The organism is Pseudoalteromonas luteoviolacea NCIMB 1942 (assembly GCF_001625595.1).
Taxonomy (GTDB): domain Bacteria; phylum Pseudomonadota; class Gammaproteobacteria; order Enterobacterales; family Alteromonadaceae; genus Pseudoalteromonas; species Pseudoalteromonas luteoviolacea_A.
The window spans coordinates 35,936-61,273 of record NZ_AUXT01000205.1 but is presented as its reverse complement, the minus strand read 5'-3'; the positions used below and the strand labels follow the sequence as shown (position 1 = coordinate 61,273).

At 42.2% G+C, this 25,338-nt stretch carries 22 protein-coding genes; 17 read left to right on the top strand and 5 right to left on the bottom strand.

The features are described from left to right. The first annotated feature begins 186 nt into the window (after positions 1-186). Complete coding sequence (locus N482_RS21015; protein ID WP_063378929.1) at positions 187-1,026, top strand: HDOD domain-containing protein; 840 nt, start codon at positions 187-189, stop codon at positions 1,024-1,026. Positions 1,027-1,063: 37 nt separating this feature from the next. On the opposite strand, the gene rdgC is transcribed toward N482_RS21015, so the two are convergent. Both rdgC and N482_RS21005 read right to left on the bottom strand, forming a co-directional pair. Continuing rightward, positions 1,064-1,972, bottom strand: a complete 909-nt coding sequence (gene rdgC, locus N482_RS21010) for a recombination-associated protein RdgC (protein WP_063378928.1) — start codon at positions 1,970-1,972, stop codon at positions 1,064-1,066. 152 nt (positions 1,973-2,124) lie between these two features. After that, positions 2,125-3,885 carry a sensor histidine kinase gene (locus tag N482_RS21005; protein ID WP_063378927.1) on the bottom strand — a complete coding sequence of 587 codons (1,761 nt, stop codon included), beginning with the start codon at positions 3,883-3,885 and terminating at the stop codon, positions 2,125-2,127. A gap of 209 nt (positions 3,886-4,094) precedes the next feature. Between N482_RS21005 and N482_RS21000 the strand changes: the two genes are divergently transcribed. The 14 genes from N482_RS21000 to N482_RS20935 all read left to right on the top strand — a co-directional run bounded on the left by N482_RS21000 (position 4,095) and on the right by N482_RS20935 (position 20,085). After that, positions 4,095-4,460: a response regulator gene (locus N482_RS21000; protein WP_063378926.1), complete on the top strand. Its 366-nt coding sequence runs from the start codon at positions 4,095-4,097 to the stop codon at positions 4,458-4,460. A gap of 294 nt (positions 4,461-4,754) precedes the next feature. Continuing rightward, positions 4,755-7,172: a bifunctional aspartate kinase/homoserine dehydrogenase I gene (gene thrA, locus N482_RS20995; RefSeq protein WP_063378925.1), complete on the top strand. Its 2,418-nt coding sequence runs from the start codon at positions 4,755-4,757 to the stop codon at positions 7,170-7,172. A gap of 10 nt (positions 7,173-7,182) precedes the next feature. Then, positions 7,183-8,112 carry a homoserine kinase gene (thrB, locus tag N482_RS20990; protein ID WP_063378924.1) on the top strand — a complete coding sequence of 310 codons (930 nt, stop codon included), beginning with the start codon at positions 7,183-7,185 and terminating at the stop codon, positions 8,110-8,112. Between the two features lie 9 nt (positions 8,113-8,121). Next, the gene (gene thrC / locus N482_RS20985) at positions 8,122-9,405 is read left to right on the top strand and encodes a threonine synthase (RefSeq protein WP_063378923.1); all 1,284 of its coding nucleotides are present in this window, start codon (positions 8,122-8,124) and stop codon (positions 9,403-9,405) included. Between the two features lie 257 nt (positions 9,406-9,662). Next, entirely contained in the window at positions 9,663-10,919 is a 1,257-nt protein-coding gene (glyA, locus tag N482_RS20980) for a serine hydroxymethyltransferase (protein ID WP_063378922.1), read from the top strand. Positions 10,920-11,094: 175 nt separating this feature from the next. Beyond that, positions 11,095-11,544, top strand: coding sequence for a transcriptional regulator NrdR (gene nrdR, locus N482_RS20975; RefSeq protein ID WP_063370806.1), 450 nt, complete (start codon positions 11,095-11,097; stop codon positions 11,542-11,544). Continuing rightward, the gene (ribD, locus tag N482_RS20970; protein ID WP_063378921.1) at positions 11,544-12,659 is read left to right on the top strand and encodes a bifunctional diaminohydroxyphosphoribosylaminopyrimidine deaminase/5-amino-6-(5-phosphoribosylamino)uracil reductase RibD; all 1,116 of its coding nucleotides are present in this window, start codon (positions 11,544-11,546) and stop codon (positions 12,657-12,659) included. Before nrdR ends, ribD begins: the two co-directional genes overlap by 1 nt. Before the next feature lie 8 nt (positions 12,660-12,667). Further along, positions 12,668-13,324, top strand: coding sequence for a riboflavin synthase (locus N482_RS20965; protein WP_063378920.1), 657 nt, complete (start codon positions 12,668-12,670; stop codon positions 13,322-13,324). Positions 13,325-13,358: 34 nt separating this feature from the next. After that, positions 13,359-14,471 carry a bifunctional 3,4-dihydroxy-2-butanone-4-phosphate synthase/GTP cyclohydrolase II gene (gene ribBA / locus N482_RS20960; RefSeq protein WP_063378919.1) on the top strand — a complete coding sequence of 371 codons (1,113 nt, stop codon included), beginning with the start codon at positions 13,359-13,361 and terminating at the stop codon, positions 14,469-14,471. A 119-nt stretch (positions 14,472-14,590) separates the two neighbouring features. Continuing rightward, a complete protein-coding gene (ribE, locus tag N482_RS20955) occupies positions 14,591-15,055 on the top strand; it encodes a 6,7-dimethyl-8-ribityllumazine synthase (RefSeq protein ID WP_063378918.1) in 465 nt (154 codons plus the stop codon). 11 nt (positions 15,056-15,066) lie between these two features. Continuing rightward, the gene (gene nusB, locus N482_RS20950) at positions 15,067-15,477 is read left to right on the top strand and encodes a transcription antitermination factor NusB (protein ID WP_063378917.1); all 411 of its coding nucleotides are present in this window, start codon (positions 15,067-15,069) and stop codon (positions 15,475-15,477) included. A gap of 44 nt (positions 15,478-15,521) precedes the next feature. After that, positions 15,522-16,487, top strand: coding sequence for a thiamine-phosphate kinase (thiL, locus tag N482_RS20945; RefSeq protein ID WP_063378916.1), 966 nt, complete (start codon positions 15,522-15,524; stop codon positions 16,485-16,487). Positions 16,488-16,495: 8 nt separating this feature from the next. Next, positions 16,496-16,981, top strand: coding sequence for a phosphatidylglycerophosphatase A (locus N482_RS20940; RefSeq protein WP_063378915.1), 486 nt, complete (start codon positions 16,496-16,498; stop codon positions 16,979-16,981). Positions 16,982-17,007: 26 nt separating this feature from the next. After that, a complete protein-coding gene (locus N482_RS20935; protein WP_063378914.1) occupies positions 17,008-20,085 on the top strand; it encodes a ligand-binding sensor domain-containing diguanylate cyclase in 3,078 nt (1,025 codons plus the stop codon). A 49-nt stretch (positions 20,086-20,134) separates the two neighbouring features. Here N482_RS20935 and N482_RS20930 read toward each other — a convergent pair whose 3' ends face one another. Together N482_RS20930 and N482_RS20925 are read right to left on the bottom strand one after the other, a co-directional pair. Further along, positions 20,135-20,362: a hypothetical protein gene (locus N482_RS20930; protein ID WP_063378913.1), complete on the bottom strand. Its 228-nt coding sequence runs from the start codon at positions 20,360-20,362 to the stop codon at positions 20,135-20,137. Between the two features lie 200 nt (positions 20,363-20,562). Beyond that, complete coding sequence (locus N482_RS20925; protein ID WP_231100909.1) at positions 20,563-21,357, bottom strand: substrate-binding periplasmic protein; 795 nt, start codon at positions 21,355-21,357, stop codon at positions 20,563-20,565. 227 nt (positions 21,358-21,584) lie between these two features. Here N482_RS20925 and N482_RS20920 point away from each other — a divergent pair, with 227 nt between their 5' ends. Together N482_RS20920 and N482_RS20915 are read left to right on the top strand one after the other, a co-directional pair. Beyond that, on the top strand, positions 21,585-22,562 hold the full coding sequence (locus N482_RS20920; protein ID WP_063378912.1) for an FHA domain-containing protein: 978 nt from the start codon (positions 21,585-21,587) through the stop codon (positions 22,560-22,562). A gap of 87 nt (positions 22,563-22,649) precedes the next feature. Continuing rightward, a complete protein-coding gene (locus N482_RS20915; protein ID WP_063378943.1) occupies positions 22,650-23,525 on the top strand; it encodes a hypothetical protein in 876 nt (291 codons plus the stop codon). Between the two features lie 37 nt (positions 23,526-23,562). On the opposite strand, the gene phaC is transcribed toward N482_RS20915, so the two are convergent. Next, complete coding sequence (gene phaC, locus N482_RS20910; RefSeq protein WP_063378911.1) at positions 23,563-25,332, bottom strand: class I poly(R)-hydroxyalkanoic acid synthase; 1,770 nt, start codon at positions 25,330-25,332, stop codon at positions 23,563-23,565. Positions 25,333-25,338: the final 6 nt, after the last annotated feature.

Genomic DNA, 25,338 nt, shown 5'->3' with positions numbered 1-25,338 from the left:
TGAGGCATCTATGATGCTGAAAAAAGGCGTTTTGAGCAAACAGTTGAGGCAAAGTATTATTTTATAATTTTTTTGTAAGAATAATTTTTATACTTTTCTTAACTTTATCGAGAAGTTAGACGATACTTAAATGAGCTAAAAATTATAAGGCCATAGCTAAGTGGCGAATTTAAAGGACTTGACCATATGTCTACAGAAAACGCATTACTTACCATTCTTGTCGATAAAATTAATAACGATACACTTGTCTTACCGACTTTACCTGAAGTTGCAGTGCGAGTCCGCCAAGCTGCTGATGATCCCGAGGTAAACTTACTTCAAATGGCGGATGTGATCTCTCATGACCCCGCACTTGCCGCGCGCATGATTAAAGTGGCTAACAGTGGTTTTATGGGGCGATCGATTAAAGTGAACACGCTGAATCAAGCGGTTACACGAATAGGGTTACGGCAAATTAAAAACATAGCAACAGCGATGGCTATGGAACAATTGTTTGTCTCAAATAATAAGTTAATTAAGACTTACATGGATAAGGCTTGGCAAAAAACGCTGAAAGTGGCATGTCAGGCGATTTCGACCATGGAGTTTTACTTACGAATAAACAAGCATACCTCGTTGAACAAAGATACCATTACCTTGGCCTCTTTGGTCTTTAATATTGGTGTACTGCCCATTCTAACTGAAGCTGAGAAACACCCTGAGGTATTTGCAAATCCAAGCTTTTTGGCACACGCTATACAAAAACTAGCAGGCAGAATTGGTGGGTCTATAATGCGTGAATGGGGCTTCACCGATGAGTTTGTTGAAGTTGCTGAAAGCTGGGCTAACCCCAATTACAAACCAGAGCATGTTTGCTATGTAGACTTTATTCGTGCTGGTGCCATTGTTGAGGGTATTTTGCAAGTTTCAGACAAAGCGGCTGCCTTGGGAGTTTATGAAGAAAAGGGTGTACTGCGCTCCATCGATACGTTTACAGATGATGCTTACCTTGAGCTGCTCGCGGATGTGAAATCCATGTTTGCATAGTCAAAGTCAATTTAGAAAAGGGCCTACTGGCCCTTTTTTACAAGTCGTCTTTATCACCGAGCTCTTTTGTTAAATCTTCCAGTAGCTCTTTGACTTCTTCTGAAACCAAAATAAAGTCAGCGTCGATTTTAATCGCTAAGTCTTCTTTTGGAATATCTGCATTTTGCTCTTTCAGTGCATCGTTGTAACTAACACGTTTAATTGACCCATCGTTTTGCAATAAAAATTGCACGCGTTCACGCCAGTCTAGGGCGAGTTTAGTGACTCGTTTACCATTCTCTAAGTGGAGCTTAATTTCGTCACTAGCAAGGTCATGCTGTTTGAGTTTAACTTGTGCGCCTTCATCTGCTGCGTCTTGCAGTTCAGCGTCATTGCCAATGGCAAAGCCTTCAGGAGCTTCGAATTTCGTTAACCAGTCCGTAAGAAATACATCTAAATCATAGTTGGCAAATGCCGGTACGATTGGCAATGTACCCAATGATTTACGCAGCAATGCCATCATTTCCTCAGCTTTGTTAAAGCTTGCACTGTTAACGATTACCCAGCCACTTTCTTGATCGATAAATGCGAATTGTAGGCTCGATTTTTTGAATGCTTGAGGCAGTAAAGTTGCAAGAATATTTTCTTTCAACTCGTCCTTTTCTTTCTTTTTAACTGGACGGTTTTCTTCTCGTTCAATCTGCTCAACTTTTTCAGCGACCATATCGTTAATAACAGCTGCAGGTAATACTTTTTCTTCACGTTTTGCGCACAATAGAATACTGTTCTGTGAAAAGTGAGACAGAGTCTGTCCATGTTTGCCTAATGCGTTTACCCAGCCGAATGTGCTCATATCTTGGCTGCCACAAGAGCGAAAAATATCTTGCTCTAGTGCTTTTTCAAAGTCTTCTTGTGTGTACGAAACATCTTGCTTAAAACGGTAACAGATTAGGTTGCTGAACCACATATCATTTAAAATCCGAGTGTGAAAAAACGAATTGCATCATATCAAATCTCTAATGTCGCGAGCAAAGACTAAAATGGTTAAATTTACTTATTTGACGATTTCAAAAAGAATGAGTGCGGTGAGCCTTGTATTTGAGACTCACCTAAAATGCGTTAACTAAACATGGCTTGTTGCGCTTGCATCTCTTTTGGAAATCGAATGTAGTAGGTCAGTCCTTTTCCTTCTTCAGAGCTGACTTCAATGTCGCCATTTAGTGTCTGTTTAACGAGATTAAAGGTTATGTGTGTGCCGAGGCCACTGCCCCCCTGATCGCGCTTAGTTGTGAAGAAGGGGTCAAATAGCTTTTCCAACTGAGCGGGTGACACACCTTTACCGTTATCTTTATAAACAATTTTCACATCATCATTGTCATCGGTAATTTGAATATCAATGACGCCCTTATTTATACCCTCAAAGCCATGGATCAGGGAATTCATTATTAAGTTTGTAAATATCTGGCTGATTGCTCCAGCGGGGAGGTTTAAAGTTAAGTCCGCAGGGCAATCAATGTTAACGTCATGGGCTGTTTTTTTCAGCTTAGGTTGTAAGGAGCGTAAGACTTCACCGAGATATTGGTTAAAGTTTATTGTCCTGACAGCCTCACTGGCCTGATCAACTGCAATTTGTTTGAAGCTAGCCACCAGCTCTGACGCTCGTGCTAAATTGTTGGTTAACAAGCTTGTGCTTTGTTTTGCTTCATGCATAAATTCTTCGAGTGCCTTGGGCGACAATGTTTTCTCTTTATAGGCCGCTTCTAGTTGATCTAAACGTTCTTGCAAGAACGATGTAGCGGTTACCCCTATGCCAACAGGTGTGTTGATATCGTGTGTAATACCGGCAACTAAGCCACCAAGCGCAGCCATTTTTTCCGAGCCAACTAAGCGTTCTTGGGCCATATTGAGTTCTTCAACATACTTCTCAAGCTCGTTCTGTTTGGTTAGCAACTCTTCTTCCGTTTGACGTCGCAAGTCAATTTCTTCTGTTAAGGTGAGTTTTTGTTTTTCTAGCTCATATTTTTGTTGTTGCAGGTCCATCATGGCCTGACTTAAATTTGAGGTTTTGCGGGCGACTTCTTGTTCAAGCTGGATATTGTGCTGGTCGAGCTTTTCATTACTGATAATGAGCTCTTTTTGGGTTTGATCTAATTGCTTACGATATTCAGCCACTTTATCTATCAATTTATTGAAAGCCTCTTCCATAACTTTCAATTCGTTACGCTCGGTGGTATCAATTTCTATCTTGTGGCCATCCACATTATCTACTTCAAAGTCTTCAATTTGCTCGGTTAAGTCCGTTAGCGGTTCGGTCAGTAGTTTTCTAAACGCAAGCAAAAATAGAATGATCAAGAAGGTGGTTTTCACCATCGCATTACCAATTAAAAAGTAAATTGAGATCATTATTCGACTGAAAACGACTTCTCTACTTGAGAAAAGTGTGACATCACCAACCTGCGTTGCTCTGCCGGAAAATTCAAATATGAGTGGAAAGGTATAGCCAAAGAGGCCTGATGGGGTGTCTTCGATAAGGGCTTCTTCTTGAACTAGCTGTTGACTGTATAGTTCGTGGATATTCAGTGAGCGACCGAGTTGTGAAATGATTTCTCCACTGTCATCCCGGACGATGATCCCCTCTATCATTGGAATGGCTAAGAGACCCTCAGCAGTGGTAACGGTTTGTTTGGTATTGAGTTCCCAAATAGCACGGGTCAAGCTGCGACTAAAGGTCTTTTGCAGCATAGTCAGCTCATTGCGAATATAGTCTTTGGTGTTTACGTATTCTGCGACAACTTGACCACAAGTCACCACAAACGTTAGTAGGAAGTAAACTGACAGAACATTTGTGAGCAATTTTTTCGACAGACTTTTTTGTAGCATGGAGTATTCTTAGCTCCTGACAACCAAATAAATGCGCGCGTGTTAAACTTAAAGTTAGCCAATAAATGGCTAAAAATAAATGTTTATCTTGCTATCTTTACAACATACAAGTAGAGATAAAAAACTTACTGGATGTTGATTATTGTGTTATAAGATTAGAATAACAATAACGTTTATTTGTTACTAGAACAATAAAGATTTACCTTCTTATGAGCTATTCTGTGTTAGTGTGCGACGATTCTACTGTTGCCCGTAAGCAAGTGGTGCGCTGTCTAACATCAAACCTTGATGTAGATGTATGCCAGGCTAAAAATGGTCGAGAGGCACTAGAAATATTGCAAAAATCGCAAATTGATTTGTTGTGTTTAGATCTCACCATGCCTGAACTTGATGGCGTGGGTGTACTCGAAGCGATTAAAGCGCACAAAATAGAGACTTTTGTCGTTGTAATCTCCGCGGATATCCAAGTCCAAATGAAAACTAAAGTGGCGGAACTTGGCGCGATCAAGTTTTTAGAAAAGCCCGTCAAATCAGAACAGTTACTCTCATTATTGAGTGAATATGGTATTCGTTAGATAGCCTCTCCCTTTCTTAGTACGTATCTTGAACTTTTTGCATATTTAATTTACTTCTAGCTGCTTGACAGATTGCCTAATGATCAGGCAGTCTAGTTCAGGTAAGCAATTTTTAATCAACTTTGAAGTAGGTTAATCAAAGAAACAATGAACCGAATCACACGTAACGTGACAATTATTATTAAGACCACCATCCATACTGGATAGTGGCATAGGTCCGTGCGTATTAATAAAGGCCTGTGCTCACCGAGAGCACAGGCCTTTTTTCGTTTTAGGAATGAGGAAAAACACAGTATGCGAGTTTTAAAGTTTGGGGGATCTTCTTTAGCGGACTTTGATTGTCTGCAGCGAGTACAATCTCTAGTATCAAATTATAGTAATGGTAACGCAGTAGTCGTGCTTTCAGCACCAGGGGGTATGACAGATCAGCTAGTCAGCTTAGCTGACTGTGCAGCTAAAGGCGCAGATTATGAAGCGCTTTGGGCTGCTTTCGAGTCTCGTTGTTTGAGTCTAAAGGAAGTTGTTGAATCAGAATATGGGTCGTTGGTTGGGTGGCCTGATTTAGAGTCGTTAAAAGATAAATTAGCTGGCGTTAAATTACTGAAGCAATGCCCCGAAGCTGTTAACGCATTTATAATCAGTTTTGGTGAGCGTATCAGTGTTGCGTTAATGGTAAAAATGTTGAAAAGCCAAAATGCACGCGCATTAGATGCTACCCAATGCATTAAAACTCAATCGCAATACTTAGATTCAGAAGTTCAACTGGAACAAACAAAGGTTGCGCTTGCCCAGCAAATAGACTCAAACGGATCTGGAATATACATCGTAGCCGGGTTTACTGGGAGTAATGAGTTAGGTGAACTTACGACACTGGGTCGCAACGGCTCAGACTACTCAGCAGCCGTAATCGCAGCGAGCATCAATGCAGAAATCTGCCAAATATGGACAGATGTGGATGGCGTCTATAGTGCTGACCCTCGTCTTATCAAAAAGGCAACGAAAGTAGCGAAGTTGTCTTACAAAGAAGCTATGGAGCTGGCATATTTTGGTGCAAAAGTACTGCATCCTAAAACAATTTTGCCATGTGCCAAAGCGAATGTACCTTGTGAAATTAAAAATACGCATGATCCAGATGTCCCAGGCTCAATGATTTCAGCTCAAAGCGATAATGACTCACCGGTGAAGGCGCTTTCTAGCTTGGATAAACTCGCGATGTTAACGGTCTCTGGGCCGGGCATGAAAGGCAAAGTGGGGATGGCTGCACGGGTATTTTCGGCACTAGCAAATGACAACGTTTCTATTGTGCTCATTACACAATCCTCGTGTGAGTTCAGTATTAGTTTCTGTGTGTATGAGCAAGACCTGCCACTCGCGATGCAAGCTTTACAGTCTGCATTCGAACTTGAAACGAAAGCAGGCCTTATTGAACCCATTGAAGTTCAAAAAGATCTCGCAATTGTCACCCTAGTGGGCGACAACATGCGCTCGCATAAAGGACTGGCCGCTAAATTCTTCGCTTCATTGGCACAAGCGCAAGTGAACATTGTGGCCATTGCGCAAGATTCAACTGAAAGTGCGATTTCTGCTGTAGTGTCTGGTGAGCTATGTAAAGATGCAATGAAGGTTTGTCATGAAAACTTCTTTACACATGTACCGTCCATCGACGTATTTTTATTAGGCTGCGGGCTGGTAGGCACCGAGCTCGTCCAACAGTTGAAAAAGCAACAAGACTGGCTTGCTAACAGAAATATTAAGTTGAATCTATACGGTGTTGCAAACTCCAAAAAGAGCTTGTTGTCTGCTGAAGGTATTCAATCTGATGATTGGCAGGCACAGCTTGAATCCTCAGAAGTATCTTTCTCCATTGATAGACTGGAGCATTTTGTTAAATCCAATCATTTAATTAATCCAGTGATTGTAGATTGTAGCTCTTCTCAACTTCTCGCTGATCAATATAGTCAATTTTTGCAAGCTGGATTCCATGTCGTAGCTGCGAATAAAAAAGCCAATACAGGTGACATGGCTTATTACCGAGAACTAAAACAAGCAGCTGTTGATTCTGGCAGGAAGTTTCTCTACGAAACGAATGTCGGTGCGGGGTTGCCCGTATTAGACAACTTGCAACTTTTGTTTGGGGCTGGCGATGAGCTGTTATCATTCAGCGGCATTTTATCTGGTTCGCTTTCTTATATGTTTGGTGCCATTGAAGACGGGTTATCCTTGTCACAGGCGACTGCACAAGCTAAACAAAATGGTTTTACGGAGCCGGATCCAAGGGATGATTTGTCCGGCACTGATGTAGCTCGCAAGCTGCTAATTATTGCGCGCGAGGCTGGCCTTGAATTAGAACTAGAGGACATTGAAGTTGAGTCTGTGGTGCCCAATGACTTTGCCATAGGAACAAATGTAGATGAATTTATGGCACGTTTACCGGAGCTGGACGCAGCCTTTGCAGATAGAGTGCAAAGTGCGGCAAGTGATGGGAAAAAGCTCCGTTATGTTGGCAGTATTGTAAATGGCAAGTGTAGGGTTGGTATTGAAGCGGTTGATACGCAGCATGCGTTGTTTGATATTCGAGATGGAGAAAACGCCTTGGCTATTTTAAGTCAGTATTACCAACCAAAACCTTTTGTTATCAGAGGTTATGGTGCTGGCGCAGAAGTTACAGCCGCAGGCGTTTTTGCTGACATACTGAAGACTTTATCTAGGTAAGGAAGAATCGATGAGAAAGTTTTTTGCTCCAGCATCAATTGGCAACTTTTGTGTCGGCTTTGATTCGTTAGGCGCTGCAATAGCGCCTTTGGACGGTCAGTTACTAGGAGATGTTGTTTATATTGAAGAAGCTGAACAAGATACATTTAAGTGCGTTGGCGAATATGCACATAAATTACCAAGTAATCAGGAACATAATTTAGCCTATCAGTGTTTGACACATTTTAGGGCTCACGTAAAAGTAGATATGCCCTGTGTTGCACTGACTCTTGATAAGCGTTTGCCAATCGGTTCCGGCCTTGGGTCAAGTGCATGCTCAGTAGTAGCAACATTTGCAGCACTTAATGCATACAGCGGAACACAGTTGTCTCAAGTGCAAATGATCGAATTGATGGCTGACTTTGAAGCAAAAGTGAGTGGCGCGCGCCATTATGACAATATTACACCTTGTTATTTAGGTGGCTTGCAATTGACGTCTGAGATAGTGCCCGATCGTGCTGTTGCATTAGCTACAGATCAAAATTGGCACATCGTTGTTGCTTTTCCTGGGTTTGCATTGAATACCGCTCAGGCTAGATCTGTGTTACCTGAGTCTTTAAGTCTTAGTCAAAGCGTCGAGTTTGCACAGCGACTAGCGGCTTACACTACCTTGCTGCAACAACAGCGTTTTAGCGACGCGGTAAAGCTGATGCAAGATGCGATAGCTGAGCCAAGTCGTGCACCTTTAATACAAGGCTACGCAGACGCGTCGGTAAGCCTGCCAGAGCTAGGGGCTGAAGTGGTAAGCATTTCTGGTGCGGGTCCAACACTCTTTGCGCTGTGCACATCATATGAGGTTGCAAAACGCTGCCAAGATTGGCTAAGCCAGCACTATGTAAACGAAAATGGCTTTAGCCATATCTGTAAGTTTGATAATCAAGGCACACGAGAACTTGCCTAAGGAATTAATATGAATTTAGTAAATTTAATGGACCCAGAGCAACAGGTTTCGTTTACAGAAGCCGTTAAAGAGGGGCTTGGCCGTAAGCAAGGTGTATTCTTTCCTGCCGAGCTTCATAAGCTTTCTGATATTGAGACTTTGTTGGCGCTCCCTTTCGCACAGCGTAGTGGCAAGATTTTACAACATTTAATCGGGGATGAGTTACCAGAAGATACTATAAATGACATGGTAACCCGTGCATTTAACTTTCCAGCACCACTTGTTCAAGTTGAAGAAAATAAATATTGCTTGGAGTTGTTCCATGGCCCAACTTTGGCATTTAAAGATTTTGGCGGGCGTTTTATGTCTGAGTGTATTAGTTTGTTCAGCCAAGGTGAACGGGTAACTATACTGACAGCCACCAGCGGCGATACTGGGGCGGCTGTCGCACATGCGTTTTATGAAAAAGAAAATGTTGATGTCGTTATACTTTATCCTAAAGGTAAGATTTCTCTCGCGCAGCAAAAACTGTTTACAACACTAGGTAAAAATATTTATTGCTATGCAGTTGAAGGTAGCTTTGATGATTGTCAAGCCATTGTTAAACAAGCATTTCTTGATGAGGAAGTAAAAAGTGAATTAGGGCTTAATTCTGCAAATTCAATTAATATTAGCCGTCTATTGGCGCAAGTTTGCTATTATTTTGAGGCATTTGCACAAGTCCCACAGGACAAGCGTAACAATGTCCACATTTCAGTTCCCAGTGGTAACTTTGGCAATGTGTGTGCCGCGATGATTGCCGCAGCAATCGGTCTGCCAGTAAAAAAGCTCAGTGCGACAACTAATCAGAACGATACTGTTCCACGGTATTTGCAGTCTGGAAACTGGGACCCAAATGCTACATTAGAGTCACTATCTAATGCGATGGATGTGAGTAAACCTAATAATTGGACTCGAGTGGAAAGTATGATTAAAAATGGGATCTTTGATAAAGATTACTTTTATTCAAGTTCAGTTTCGGAGTCTCGCACCCGTGAGGTGATGCAAAAAATCAACTCGAATGGGTATGTTGCTGAACCTCATACGGCCATAGCCTATGAAGGGCTTACTATAAATAGTGAAGCAGATGAAACAGGAATTTTCTTAGCAACTGCGCATCCAGCGAAGTTTAAAGAGTCTGTAGAAACCGTTTTACAACAACAGCTTGACATGCCGAAAGTACTGTCTGATGCACTGGCCAAGCCCTGCTTAGCAGAAACCGTTGATGCCAATTACGCACAGCTTAAGCGGCGTATATTCGACAAACTAGCATAAAATATGTTGTTTTAGTTTTGGGTTTTGCATGCGCATGATGCTGCCAATCGTGCACATGCATATTTTAATTTCAAATGTAATCCCGTTATTTCATAAATAAATTTTATGTTTAAATAAAAAAATATCATCCCACAAAGACTGTGAAATAAATTCAATCCCTGCTTAAATATGCTCACGCAGATTTCGTAGGCAACTGACCATAAATTGCGTACAATTGCAGACGATAAACTTAATCATACGTGCACCTAGGAGAAACCATGTTAGAACGTAACATGAATATTGCAGATTTTGACCCTGAATTACATCAAGCGATCCAGTCAGAAACAACTCGTCAAGAAGAGCATATCGAACTAATCGCATCTGAAAACTACTGTAGCCCACGTGTACTAGAGGCTCAGGGGTCACAGCTTACAAATAAATATGCTGAAGGTTACCCAGGCAAGCGTTATTATGGCGGTTGTGAGCACGTAGATGTCGTTGAGCAACTAGCAATTGACCGCGCATGTGAGCTTTTTGGCGCCGATTACGCAAACGTACAACCGCACGCAGGTTCTCAAGCAAACGCTGCGGTTTTCCAAGCGTTACTTCAGCCACATGATACTGTACTAGGTATGAGCCTTGCTCATGGTGGTCACCTTACTCACGGTTCTCATGTTAACTTCTCAGGTAAAACCTATAATGCAATTCAGTACGGCCTAAATGAAGAGACAGGCGAAATTGATTACGCACAAGTTGAAGCGCAGGCACTTGAGCACAAACCAAAAATGATCATTGGTGGTTTCTCAGCATACTCAGGTATTGTTGATTGGGCTAAATTCCGTGAAATTGCTGACAAAGTAGGTGCATACTTGTTAGTTGATATGGCACACGTAGCCGGTCTAGTTGCCGCGGGCGTTTACCCTAACCCAGTACCTCACGCTCACGTTGTAACAACGACAACGCATAAAACACTAGCGGGCCCTCGTGGTGGGTTGATTGTTTCAGCTTGTGGTGATGAAGATATTTACAAGAAACTAAACAGTGCAGTATTCCCTGGTGGTCAAGGTGGACCTCTCTGTCACGTTATTGCTGCTAAAGCAGTTGCATTCAAAGAAGCCCTAGAGCCAGAGTTCAAAGCGTACCAAACGCAAGTTGTGAAAAATGCACAAGCGATGGTTGCAGTGCTTCAAGAGCGTGGTTATAAAGTGGTTTCTGGTAAGACTGACAACCATTTATTCCTTCTTGATTTAATTGATAAAGATATCACTGGTAAAGATGCTGATGCAGCACTTGGCCGTGCAAATATCACGGTTAACAAGAACTCAGTACCAAATGACCCTCGTTCACCGTTTGTAACATCTGGCCTTCGTATTGGTTCTCCTGCAATCACTCGCCGTGGTTTCAAAGAAGCTGAAGCTGGTGAGCTAGCGGGTTGGATCTGTGATGTACTAGACAACATCAATGATGAGTCAGTACAAGTAGAAGTTAAAGAAAAGGTAAAAGCTATCTGTGCTAAATTACCAGTTTACGCATAATTTAAGTCACAATTAGCGTTATTTTTGATATTATGAAGGCCGCAATTATGCGGCCTTTTTTATTTTATTTAAAATCACTTGCTGCATTTAAAACGAGAGTTAACTCAACGGATTAAATGTTAGCTGCCAACCACAAAGCGCCGCATTGTAGAGATTGACTATACAGTGAGAATATATGCATTGTCCTTTTTGTACGGCGAAAGATACCAAAGTTATTGATTCGCGATTAGTGGCCTCTGGTCACCAAGTACGTCGTCGTCGTGAGTGTATTGTTTGTCATGAACGCTTTACAACTTTTGAAGGCGCGGAACTCCTTATGCCGAGAGTCATCAAGCAAGATGGTACAAGAGAGCCCTTTAATGAAGATAAGCTACTCAATGGTTTACATAGAGCACTGGAAAAGCGCCCAGTAAGTACCGAGCAGATTGAAGAAGTGGTACATCAGATCAAATCTCAAATCCGAGCCACTGGTGAACGTGAAGTAAACAGTCAAATGATCGGTGAATGCATCATGGAAGCTTTGAAAAAATTGGACAAAGTTGCATATGTTCGTTTTGCCTCAGTGTATCGTAGTTTTGAAGACATTAAAGAGTTTGGTGAAGAAATCGCGAGGCTTGGTGACTGATGCATTTTACCCAGGCTGATTATGATTTTATGGCGAAAGCCATCGCGCTTGCTAAGCAGGGCTTCAATACGACAACGCCAAACCCAAACGTGGGCTGCGTCATAGTTAAAGAAGGTGAAATCGTTGGGGAGGGTTTTCATGCCCAAGCTGGTGGTCCGCATGCTGAAGTTTTTGCACTACGCGAAGCAGCTGGGCGGGCGCGTGGCGCTACTGCCTATGTAACACTCGAGCCTTGTAGCCATTATGGTCGAACTCCCCCTTGTGCTAAAGGCTTGATAGATGCGGGCGTCAGTAAAGTTATTTGCGCTATGGTGGACCCTAACCCTGAAGTTGCTGGCAATGGTCTAAAAATGTTGCAACAGGCAGGTATTGAAACAGCTTCTGGGCTTTTAGAGCAAGAGGCTAGGGCACTTAATAAAGGTTTTCTCAAGCGTATGGAGCATGGCGCTCCCTACGTAATCGCAAAGCTCGCTGCGAGCTTAGACGGCAAAACGGCATTGCAAAACGGCAAAAGTAAATGGATAACCGGGCCAGATGCAAGGAGAGATGTGCAGGCATTTAGAGCTAAAAGCTGCGCTATTTTGTCAGGTGCTGATACTGTACTTATAGATGATGCGCGTCTTAATGTACGAAAAGAAGAACTGCCCGATTTACCTAAGACGCTAGAATGTAACGATGTGCGCCAGCCAATTCGCGTTATTATTGATACTCAAAACCGCCTTTCACCAGTACTTGCACTTTTTCAAAGCCAGTCAAAAATCATTATTTTACGCTCAGAACTTGATAATCAGCATAACTGGCCACATTTTGTAGAACAAGTCTGTCTTCCAACAGTGAAAAACAAATTGGATTTAAAGGCAGTGCTACAGTTTTTAGCCAGCAGAGACATTAACTTAGTGTGGCTAGAAGCGGGCGCTACCTTATGTGGGGTAATGCACGAACAAGGCTTGATTGATGAGTATATTGTGTATTTTGCTCCCAAGATCATAGGGGAAGGTGGAAAGGGATTATTTCAAAGTAATATTTTGACTGAAATGAACCAAATCCAAGAGCTCCAACTAACAGATTGTACGCAAGTTGGTAATGACATTCGTATTAGCGCCATTAAGAAATAAGAGAAACTATGTTTACAGGCATTATTGAAGCAACAGGTACGCTCACTGAAATAACTTTGAAGCAAGGTGATTTAAGTGTGCGTGTAAAGTCAAGCTCACTGGACATGGCAGATGTTGCGCTCGGAGACAGTATTGCAACTAATGGCGTATGTTTAACGGTTGTAGAAAAATATACAGATGGCTTTCGTGCTGACGTGTCGAATGAAACTTTGTTGCTGACTCGCTTTGGCGAATACAGCGTTGGCCAGAAAGTGAACTTAGAAAAAGCATTACAGCCTATATCTCGTCTGGGCGGTCATTTGGTATCAGGTCATATTGATGGCGTCGCCACGATTGTTACTATCGAGACTAACGCACGAGCGACTGACTACTGGTTATCTGCACCAAGAGAGCTGCTCAAGTATATTCCATATAAAGGGTCTGTGGCGATTGACGGCATTAGTTTGACGGTGAATGCCATAGAAGATAACAGATTTAAACTCACCATAGTACCCCATACAGCGCAAGAAACAACTATCGCTGATTTTAAATTAGGGACTATGGTTAACTTAGAAGTTGATCAAATAGCAAGATATTTGGAGCGCTTGATCCAGGGTACACAAGCGCCAGCCAGTGAATCGACTCTCACAACCAGTTTGTTGGCACAAGCTGGCTTTATAAAATAATTGCCATACAAACAAAGTAATTAATGGGAAGATTATGAGCTTAAACAGCGCAAAAGAGATCATCGAAGATATTAAAGCCGGTAAAATGGTTATCTTGATGGATGATGAAGACCGAGAAAACGAAGGTGATTTAATTATCGCCGCTGAACATATCACGCCAGAAGCAATTAACTTTATGGCGACTTATGGTCGAGGTTTGATTTGTCTGACTATGACACAAGCGCGATGTGAGCAGCTTGACTTACCGCTTATGGTTAGAAATAACGGTGCACAATTTTCCACGAACTTTACTTTGTCTATTGAAGCGGCAAAAGGAGTAACAACGGGTATTTCTGCAGCAGATAGAGCCCGCACGGTTCAAGCAGCTGTGGCAAAAGGTGCGCTACCAGAAGATATTGTTCAGCCCGGTCATATTTTCCCAATTATGGCGCAGCCGGGCGGCGTACTAACACGTGCTGGGCACACAGAAGCGGGCTGCGATTTAGCGCGTTTAGCAGGGCTCGAGCCGTCATCAGTAATTGTTGAGATATTGAATCCGGATGGCACTATGGCGAGACGTCCTGAACTGGAAGTTTTCGCAAAAGAGCATGATATTAAAATCGGCACAATTGCGGATTTAATTGAATATCGAAACCTAAATGAAACCACGATAGAAAAAGTTGCTAAATGTAAGCTGCCTACCGAGTTTGGTGAGTTTGACTTAGTGACTTATAAAGACTCTATTGATAACCAACTGCACTATGTTTTGCAAAAAGGTGAAATACAAGCCGATGAGGCAACACTAGTACGTGTTCATTTACAAAGCACGTTCAATGATATTTTGCTCTCCGATCGCAGCGCAGATAGAAGCTGGACCTTACATGGTGCTATGCAGTACATCGCAGAAAATAATGGTGTTTTGGTCATTTTAGGTAAAAATGAACAAACAGAAGATCTCGAGCAATTGGTCAAAGCTTTTGCAGCAGAAGATCAAGGTGAAAAGATTAACTATCGTAAGTTCCAAGGTACTTCTCGTACTGTGGGCGTTGGTTCACAGATTTTAGCCGATCTGGGCATTCAGAAAATGCGCTTAATGAGCTTACCGAAGAAATATCACGCATTGTCAGGTTTCCACCTGGAAGTAGTAGGTTATGTAGAGCCACAATAATAATAAGGCTTTCTCTCTTTTACACCTACTGGCTGGTTTGGACAGTAGGTGTTTTTCTTTAAGATGTGCTATCATGCGCGTCAATTTGGCTATTGCTAAAACTGATTAGGAATCATCTAATGAAAATAATTGAAGGTAACAAATTCACACCAGGTAAAAAATTTGCCATTGTCATTTCTCGCTTTAACGATTTTATCGGCAGCAGCTTGTTAGAAGGTGCAGTAGATGAATTAAAGCGCACAGGTAGTGTTAAAGAAGAAGACATCACAGTGGTATATGTACCTGGTGCAGTAGAGTTACCTCTAGCAGCAAAGCGTCTAGCAATGAAAAAAGAGCACGATGCTATCATTGCACTAGGCGTTATCATTCGTGGCGGGACTCCACATTTTGATCTTGTTGCCAATGAATCTAATAAGGGATTAGCAAGCGTTTCATTAGACTACGATATCCCTGTTGCATTTGGCGTATTAACAACAGAAAGTATTGAGCAAGCTATTGAACGTGCGGGAACTAAAATGGGCAACAAGGGTGGCGAAGCTGCACTTGGCGCATTAGAGATGGTTAACGTACTTGAGCAAATTTAAGAGGAATCTCAGTGAAACCAGCAGCTAGACGTAAAGCACGCGTACTTGCATTGCAAGCTGTCTATTCATGGCAGCTTAGCGGCAATCCAATTGCCGATATTGAACAGCAAATGTTAATCGAAAATGACGTTTCTAAAATAGACGTTGAATATTTTAAAGACTTAGCGCGTGGCGTTGCGGTAAACCATAAACAGTTAGATGAGGCAATTCAACCTCATTTGTCTCGTCCGTTTGACGACTTAGACATGGTTGAATTGGCTACCTTGCGTGTGAGTGCTTACGAGCTTAAGTTCCGCCAAGATGTACCTTATAAAGTGGCTATTAATGAAGGGATTGAACTGGCCAAGATATTTGGTGCTGAAGACAGCCATAAGTTTGTAAATGGCGTGTTGGACAAAGCAGTTAAGAAAATCCGCAAATAATCAAAGTCATGAGGAGAGCCGGCGTTGACCGGCTTTTTTAATGTATGAAGGAATTTGAGTTAATAAATCATTACTTCAAAGGCCGCGGTATTACTCGCCGTGATGTGGTCATTGGTATAGGTGATGATTGTGCTGTGGTTGAAGTACCTGATAACTGTCAACTTGCAGTAACCACCGACACCCTAGTCGAAGGTGTGCATTTTTTCCCTGATATTCCAGCCAGAGCTTTGGGTCATCGTGTTCTTGCGGTCAACTTAAGCGACCTCGCGGCTATGGGAGCAGAGCCTACCTGGGTTTCAATTGGCTTGACTTTGCCTAATGTTGACATAGATTGGCTAGAGCAATTCACCGAAGGCATGCATGAAATAGCAGAATACTACAATGTGCAACTGATAGGTGGTGATACGACTCAGGGGCCGCTGACAATTACAATTTGTGCTAAAGGAATTATTCCTAAAAATAAAGCGTTGACACGCGCAGGTGCGAACGTAGGTGATTGGATTTACTTAACTGGACCGGTTGGTGATGCTGCACTGGCAATTGAGTCAAGAAAGCGAGGTATCGAATTATCTCCAGAGCAAACCAAGCGCGTCACAGAGAAATTTCACTATCCAAAGCCTCATGTAGCTGCTGGACAGGTACTACGTGGGTTAGCGACGGCGTGTATTGATATCTCTGATGGATTGTTGGCAGACTTACAGCATATATTAAATCATTCGACAGTGGGTGCTGATATCGATGTTGCCAGTGTTCCTATTTCGGATGATTTGAAATCTATTGAAGACCAAGCGCTCATAGATATGCTTAGTTTATCGTATGGCGATGACTATCAGCTGTTATTTACGGTAAGTGATAGTAACCGCAGTGCTGTTGAAGCGCGTCTTAGTCAATATGGTGTCGAGGCAAAATGTATTGGTCAAATTACCAATAATGTTGGCAATATTGAGCTGTTAAAGCATGGTGAAAAGTATATCTTGCCCGAGCAAATCGGATATGAACATTTTAATTAGGAGTGAGCTTGGATAAGCCGTTGAAGTTCAATCTCAAACGCCCACATCAATTTTTTGCATTGGGTTTTGGTACCGGTTTAGCACCGAAAGCACCTGGTACAGTGGGTACGTTAGCAGCGTTACCTTTTATTTTTGCAACCATGACTTTACCGGTTTGGTTTCAAATTAGCTTAGCTATCATGATGACAGTATTTGGAGTGTGGATCTGTGGAAAAACAGCACGTGATGTTGACGTTCATGATCACCCCGCCATAGTATGGGACGAAGTTGTTGGCTTTTATATCACGATGATAGGTGCGGCCATCAACTGGCAGTCGTTATTGGTTGGTTTTGTCTTATTTCGATTTTTTGATATCGCAAAACCCGGACCCATTAGAATGCTAGATAAAAAGCTGCATGGTGGCCGAGGGATAATGGCTGATGATGTACTTGCAGGTGTGTTTTCATTAATTTGTATCCAAGCTTTGTTTAAAACAGGTGTCCTTGGTGGCTAAACGAACGTTTGAGTAAGAGGGAGTCTATGCGTAAGTTTTTTCTACTGTTAATTATGCTGGTCGCAACAAGTGCATATGGTGCGATCAACGACTATGTTGTAAAGCAGTGGAATATGCAAAATGATTTGCCATCACAAAGTATCAAAAGTGTGGTACAAGATCAGCAAGGCTATATTTGGTTAGGAACTCAATTTGGTCTCAGTCGTTTTGATGGCCACCAATTTGTCAATTTCAATACGCAAAATAGCAACTTTTTGGTAAGCAACGCCATAAATAAGCTGCTTGTAGACCGCTTTGGTATGCTATGGGTTGGTACACGCCGTGGTGTATTGCGTATAGACCCTCAAACAATGAAGGCGCAGAAATTTAAAATCCAAGCTGATGTCAAAGATATAATCGAGGACACCCGCGGGAATATTTGGGTTGCCGCAAACGGACTATATTACATTTCAGCCAAGCGTCTGATGTTGGATAAAAACAATCTAGACGACAGCAAGCTTTCCCTTACCCATATTAGTCAAATCGTCGGTGCTGTGACAAAAATGGCCCCGTCCCCTGATGGGATCTGGCTTGTGAATGAACGTCACCTTCTGCGCATAGGAGAAGCCCAATCGGTAGGCTCCAATGGCATGCGTCTGGAGCTATCAAGTAAGATCTCGTTGCCTAGACAATTAGCTCAAACGAATATTCATGACCTAGCTTGGGTCGATGGAAAACTGTATTTGGCTTCTCAGCTCGGGGCGTTTTTCCTCGACTTTGACGAGGTATTGCGACGCTTTGATGAGATAGGAAATAGTGCTGTATACAAATTTTTAAGTGACGACCAAGGTGGACTTTGGGTGTCAACCTATGGCCGATTACTTTACAAAGAAAGTGGCGGTGAGTGGCAGTCTGTAGATCTTGTTCAGTTAGATCAAGGTATTTGGTTTACCGACTTATTTATCGATAAAAGTAATAATGTTTGGCTTGCGAGTATTAATGAAGGGCTCTGGCTCGCACACGCTGGACGAGTCGAACGATTTCAAGCCGGGTTGAGAGGAAAGCAAGCTATCTCTGCTATGACCATGGGCCCTAAAGGTAACGTGTGGGTGGCTACCCGCGAAGGTGTGGGGATGCTAGATCAAGATGATAACTATCAGCCCATTATTACACCTGCTCAGCTCAAGGGTGTTGAAGTTCACGACATGGAGTTTTTAGACGGTCGTCTATACCTCGGAACTGGACGCGGTGTGGTCATATATGACGATGGACGGCTATTCGCTATTCCAAATAGAGAATTTCGTCAAACTCAGGTATTTACGATCAGTCCATCCAACCAAGGTGGCCTGTGGATTGGAACGGGCAGAGGCTTGTATAGACTCGACTATAACGGGTTAACCCCTTTTACCTACAATGCGTTTTTAGGCAGCCAATTTGTCACTTACGTTGTAGACTTCCCAAGGTTTGGATTTATAGGGACTGATAAAGGTGCTTATAAGTACAACGAGCGTGGCATCGAAAAAATCGGTGGGCAAACCTCACTGGAGTCTGCCTATGTAACCAGCATTCTGCATGTCGACACTTACACAACCTTGGTAGGCACCTTCTATGATGGTCTCTATTACAAAACCGCGAGCGGTGACTGGTTTCAATTAGATGCATCTCATGGTTTGCCTTATGGTCCTATATTGTCTTTGCACTATGATAAGAAGCAGCATTTTATTTGGGTGAGCTCTATGAAGGGTGTCTATCGTATGTCGATAGAGCAATTCACCAGCGAGATTGAAAACTTAAAAGTAGAACAGGTGATCAATCCATTTGATAGGCAGTTAGATGGTATGCCAAGCCAGTGCTGCACGGGTCTTGGGCATGATTCAGTGGTTGAGGTGGATGATGTGTTGTTATATCCGAGCTTACAAGGCGTCGTGCGTATTCCTAAAAGTGTTAAGTTATTCAGTGACAGCGAACTTGAACCGCGATTCGAAGGTATCACGACACCAAGTAGGGAACTGACACCAAATAAAATTGTTGACAGTATTACCTTAGATACTAATGAGCGGGACTTAACGATTCGCTATACCGCGATAGATTTTTATGCGCCGCAAAGCATTGAATTTCGCTACAAGTTAGAAGGTCACGACGAGCATTGGCGAGACGCTCTGGCGCGCAGAGAGGCGATCTACACGAATCTACCACCCGGTGAGTTTACTTTTAAACTGGAAGTGAAACGTCGAGGAGAGGATTGGCAGGAGGCGCATTTGAAGGCGGTTAAGCTGGTTCTGCCGCGTCGATTTGATGAAACTGTGTTTTTCAGATTGATCATTACCTGTGGTTTTATTTTCTTGTTTTATCTCGTTTTTTGGGTATTCAGAGCACAAGAAAGAAGAAAGCAGGCAGCATTGGAAGCACTGGTTACAGAGCGCACGACTGAACTTAGAAAAGCCAATGAAAAGCTCAACAAAGTTAATACACAGCTTAAGCTTGTCAGTCATTCAGATGAATTAACAGGCCTGAAAAGTAGGCGATTCTTATTTGATCAATTGCCCAAAGATATTGAGCATTATCAACGAAATGCCCAGTCCTTACGGGAGCAAGGAAAGAGCTTAGTATTAATGATCCTCAATATCGATAAATTTAGCAAAGTAAACGACGCGAATGGTCCCATTGGCGGTGATAGCTGCTTACAACAACTGGCGACCTTGTTAAACACGCGCACTCAGGGGTCGGACTATGTTGCTAGATGGAGCGGCGATGAGTTCCTTTTGCTACTGAGGGACTTTCAATGCAGTGATGTAGATGAGTATGTCAAAGAGCTCTGTAAGGCAATTGGCGAATTTGATTTTACTTTGCCCAATGGCAGGTCGACGAATATGACAGTGTCAGTTGGTTGGTCATTCTATCCACTGCAAATGCTTGGTGGTCATGTTATTGGTTGGGAAGCGTCAGTTAATTTAGCTGATATTGCGTTGCATCAAGTCAAACGCAGTGGTGGTGATGGAGCTGCGACCGTTATGTTTGATGATGAGCTAGATGCCTTTGAATTCGAACATAGTCAAAATGTTGAGTCGCAGTTACAGCTTTTACAAACCAATGGATTAGCTGAGATTAAAGTTTGGATGCGATAAAGTGAGAGAGCAACTACTTTCTCACTTTTAAATGTGCCTTACGCGCGCATTAGCACTTGCAGGTTACTAATGTCACTATCACGCAGTCCAAGTCTTTTGTATGGCAATCCCCTACCTCAGATACTGGGCAAATTTCAATTGAGATGCGGCACTTGTTTGACATACAACCACCTGCTGTAAGGTCAAAGCCGCCTGCTATTTTGGGCGTGTGGTTGAACTGGAGTGTATTTGATTTGCTGAGGTTTTTGAGTTTGTTCTTTTTTAGTAAAAGTTTCATTGATTTTCCTTATAAATAAAATGAGCAATATATCCTTGCTCGCACTTAAATATTTGATTGGATATTCACTATTTGGCTATGAGGTCTGCTTGTTACCTGAAGCGAATAAAGTTGCCTCGCGAAGTGAATATGAGCCCAATGACTGATTGAGCAAGTTAATACTATTTACTTAGATTGAAAGCGTCAACAAGTAGGGAAAATCAACGTTCGCTTTTTTTCTGAATGGTTTGCAGTGCCTTATTCATTTTTTCAATGAAATCTAGCTTGTAAGGAAATTTATCACCATTCTCTTTCGTGTATCCGATATGGGCTGTACGAGTTAAAACTACTCGGACCTCTTGAAATTGGCTGATATCTAACGTTTGCAATTCCGATTGCAACGATTCTATGCCCATCACGGTAGATAATCTATCATTTAAATAACAGTCGAGGCGGTTTTTTGCCAGCTTTCTTATATTTGAACGAGTATCCTTGTTTTCCCAAATCTTTATCAAGCCCCTTTCTCTCGCACTTGCAAGTTCATCATCCAAGATTAAAAACCCGGCATTAATACCAATATTAATCGGCCTAGATCCAGCCTTTCGACGAAGAATATTTTGTAATGTGATGCCTTCATTACAAAAGGCAACGACAGCTTCTTCGCCCAATGAAACGGAATACGGCCAGATATATGGCCTTTTGTCTTTATGGATATAGGGAGGCATTAACGCGAATGCTTCACCGCTTTCCATTGCGGCTACACCTCTTTTCCAAGGAATGGCTTCAAGTGTTATTTGATAATGATCTGACAGTTGTCTTGCTGCTAATTTCACTTGTTCAACATAAATACCATACAAGTAACCATTACTAACGTATGAATACGGAGGATAACTGTCATCAACCAAAATAGTTACTCTAGGCTTAGCATCAATGTGCCTTTGAGCAGCATGCAGGCTAGGGCATGCAATCATGGTGAGAAAGATAAGTATCAAAAACTGACGCAATAAAGCATGCATAATGATGATCAATTGATGGGAATCATTGATAACTTTAGGCAATTATAATGCAGATTACCAGAGTTATGGTTATTCGCTGTTAATTCATCCTCTTGAGTAATCTTTCGACACTGTAATAAGGCGTAATTTATTTGCGTAGCATTAATAGCTAGAATGAACCCATAAGATAGTCTAAAAAGATATTATGCTATGCATATGTCTTTAGAGGAATTGAAGCAAGGTGATTTATGGCAAAGCTCAGAGTAAAGGACAGCACAGAAGTGATTTACCTCAAAGCGTTTCATCGTTTTGGGAGACTTATTTATTCTGTTGATACGCAAGTTAGCGGCGTAGAAATATCTCGCATTCACGCCGTGATTGAGCACAATGGTGATAATTGGGAGCTTAGAGATCTGAGCAAGAATGGAGTTTGGATGAACGGGCAGCGGATTGCCTATAATCAGGCAATTGCATTGAAGGTAGATGATGAGATCACATTTTCTGAAATGCACCCTCAAACCTTTATCGTATATTCAACCTCTCCTCCTAAAGATCTTTTGATCCCAACTAATAATGAGCAGCCAGACGACGTTATTTCTCTTGAAAAATATCATTTCCTGCCTTCAGAAAGCGACCCTGAAATTGTCGTTTTTTATGACAATGAAAAAGTGTGTTGGTGTTACGAGCATTTAGAATCAGGCAAAATTGTCGCTTTGACCGATAGTGACAACTTAAGTGTTGCGGACGAACTATGGTATTTATTCCAAGTTGAAGCGGCTTCACAAGAAGCAACGATGCCAATAGATAATGCGCATCAATCGAGCTTGGAGTTTTTATTTGATATCAGCTTAGATGAAGAGATAACAGAGCTTAAAGTTAATCACAATGGCGCATCTCTCGATTTTGATATCAGAACGCATCACTACCTGACCGCCCTATTAGCGAGATATAAAGCGCGAGATGAGGCCGCTGTTGAAGAAGAGCAAGAGAGAGGTTGGGTTTCTGTATCACAATTGTCAAAAGACTTGGGGATCAGCGAAAGCCACATCAACATTCAGATCCACCGTGCTCGAAAGCAGTTTGTGGATTTAGTCGATGACAAAAGCCTAGCGGAAAAAATTATTGAGCGTAAGCGAGGCAGGGTGAGGTTTGGTGGTAAGCATTTCACGATTAAAAAAGGCGCACATACAGAAGCCTCATACGATGGCTTGCAAGTAGCTCACTAATAAGAAATAAATAGCATGTATATCCAACGAAAGATATGCGTGCTTTACTTGGTCTATTGTTTTGCGTTTAACCTGCCGAGAGTGCAAATGACCAAGCAAAGAGTTACATTTCGTAGTTTCGCTAAGCTACTTTGCTTATGCCTGCTAATTTCCCATCAAGCAACATTCAGCCGAGAAGTTGTTGTCGATTTCAATGGCAAATCGCCAAGTCGAAAGCAACAAGCCGTTATATCAGAGTGGTTAAGTTACGGTTTAAATGCTGTTGAGAAAACTCTTGGCCCTATATCTCAATCGACAGTTCCCATCAACGTTAGCATGACGTCAGCCAAGGAGCCAGTTCCTTGGGGTCAAGTTGTAAGAGGGCATATAGATGGCATTGATATGCATACGGGCGAATTTGCAGCTATAGACGACTTAACATCCGATTGGACCCTTTATCATGAGTTGTCTCACTTGTATCATCCGCTGTTTGCATACCAAGATTTTTGGCTCGCCGAGGGGTTGGCAACTTATTTTCAGAATGTGGTTATGTTACAAAATGGTATTTATAGCCAAGCTGAGTTTCTTAGGCGTATGCGGGATGGGCTAGAAAGAGGTAAGGTGGCTACGCGTTCTTACATGGGTCCATTGGACAAGGTGTCAGTGAATATGTGGCGTTTACGAGCTTACCAAAGAGTGTATTGGACGGGGGCTGCATTTTTTGTCGAGGCAGAAACGTTTCTGAAAAAAGTAGGGGCAAAATATAGTGTCGCTCAATTATTGGCGCTGTACCAAGCATGCTGTCGCATGGGTGAAAGTGAAGGTGCATCTAAAAGTGCCTACAAATTTGTTGCTCAGTTAGACAGTCTGTCAGGTACAAAGGTGTTTTTGCCACTATACAAGCGTTATAGGTATGAAAAGGGGTTTCCTGATATAGATGATGAGCAACTTGAGCTGCTCATCAAAATATATTCACCGCGTTAGCCTGATTTATATAAGCAAGGCAACATGCAGTGAAAACTTATAGCCTAGCTTTTACATATTCACCAGGTGCATCATATATTCCAGGATTCGCCTTGGTTTTAATAGGTCTTGCAGGTACCTTTTCTTCTGTGAATTGCATGATCCACTTACCCCAGTGAGGCCACCAGGAGCCTTTGTTATGCATAGCTTTCTCTAGCCAGTCATTTGCCTCCCCCTCTGGAGTTGGGCCACTCCAAAAGCCGTATTTATTTGCTTTAGGTGGGTTAATTACGCCAGCAATATGTCCGGATTCACCAAGTACAAACGTGGTTTTCGAACTTGTAAATTGAAAACCTTTGAATGTTGCTTGCCAAAGCGCGATGTGGTCATCTCGAGTAGACAGCGCGTAAATAGGCTGCTTTACTTTTGCAAGATCAATTTTTGTACCTCGGATATCGACCTCTTTAGAGTCGATTAATCGATTCTCCAAATAAAGATCTCTTAGCATAAAATTGTGGCACTTGGCTGTGAGGTTAGTACTGTCGCCATTCCAATAAAGCAGGTCTAAATCCATGGGAGGCTGACCTTTTAGGTAGTTATTGACGTAGTAGTTCCAGTACAGGCTATTTTCCCTGAGCATGCTAAACGATACACCTAGTAAATGGCCGTGCATCACACCATTTTGCCTATTGTATGCTTCAAGCGCAGAAACCGTGCCCTCATTCACAAAAACGCCCAGTTCACCGGGTTGCGAAAAGTCGAGTAAAGTTGTTAAGAGCGTGGCGCTCTTTATTTTTTGCTTCATGCGCTTTGACGTAAAATATGCCATGGCAGTAGCAACTAAGGTGCCAGCGATACAATAGCCAATAGCATTGACATATGCCTCACCTGTTAGCTTTTCTATTTCGTCTAATGCGGCAATAACACCATCGACTACGTAATCTTCAAAACCAACTTCTGACATACTTGGGTCTGGGTTCTTCCATGAAATCATGAACACGGTATGGCCGTTGTCCACAGCCCACTTCACATAAGAATTCTCTTCTTTTAAGTCGAGTATGTAGAATTTGTTAACATATGGCGGAACAAATAAGAGCGGTGTTTTGTATACGTCTTTGGTTGTTGCTTTGTATTGAATAAGTTCAAACAAGTGATTTTGAAATACGACTCGACCAGCAGTCGTTGCAAGGTCTTTACCCAGTTCATAAGCATTTTCGTTGGTCATGCTAATCCTTAGCATGTCACCACTTATTGCCATGTCTTTTTTAAACAGCTCTAAACCATTGATTAGGTTTTGCCCTTCCGATTCAATCGTGAGCTTTAATAATTCTGGGTTTGTCGTAATAAAGTTACTTGGAGAAATTGAATTAATGACTTGTCTGGCAAAAAACTCGAGCCGCTCTTTTAGTTTTTCATCAAGCCCTGGGGTTTGACGGATTGATTCGAGTAATGACTGGCCAAAAAGTAAATAGCTTTGTTTGATGTAGCTAAACCAAGGGTTGTCTTGCCACTCATTGGCTAAGAAACGTTTGTCTCCTCGTTCTGTTGAGATGACTTCCTCGGTTGAAGCATTGATACTTTGTTCGCAAGTTTGCTGAACAATTTTTAGTTGCTCTTGCCACCAGTTTAACTGTTGTTTTGCGAATAATTCTGGTTGCTTTGTAATTTCTTGAGCCCATCGACCAAAGTCTTCGGCACTTTGTTCGTTGAGTGCTTTTTGGACTGGGCTGTTTTTAAATAGGTTGCTGGAGAAAATACTGTAGAGATCTTGATTATACTGCCACCAAGCGGTCATGGTCTGAGTAAAATCTTTATTGTCGATATCCATTTTTTG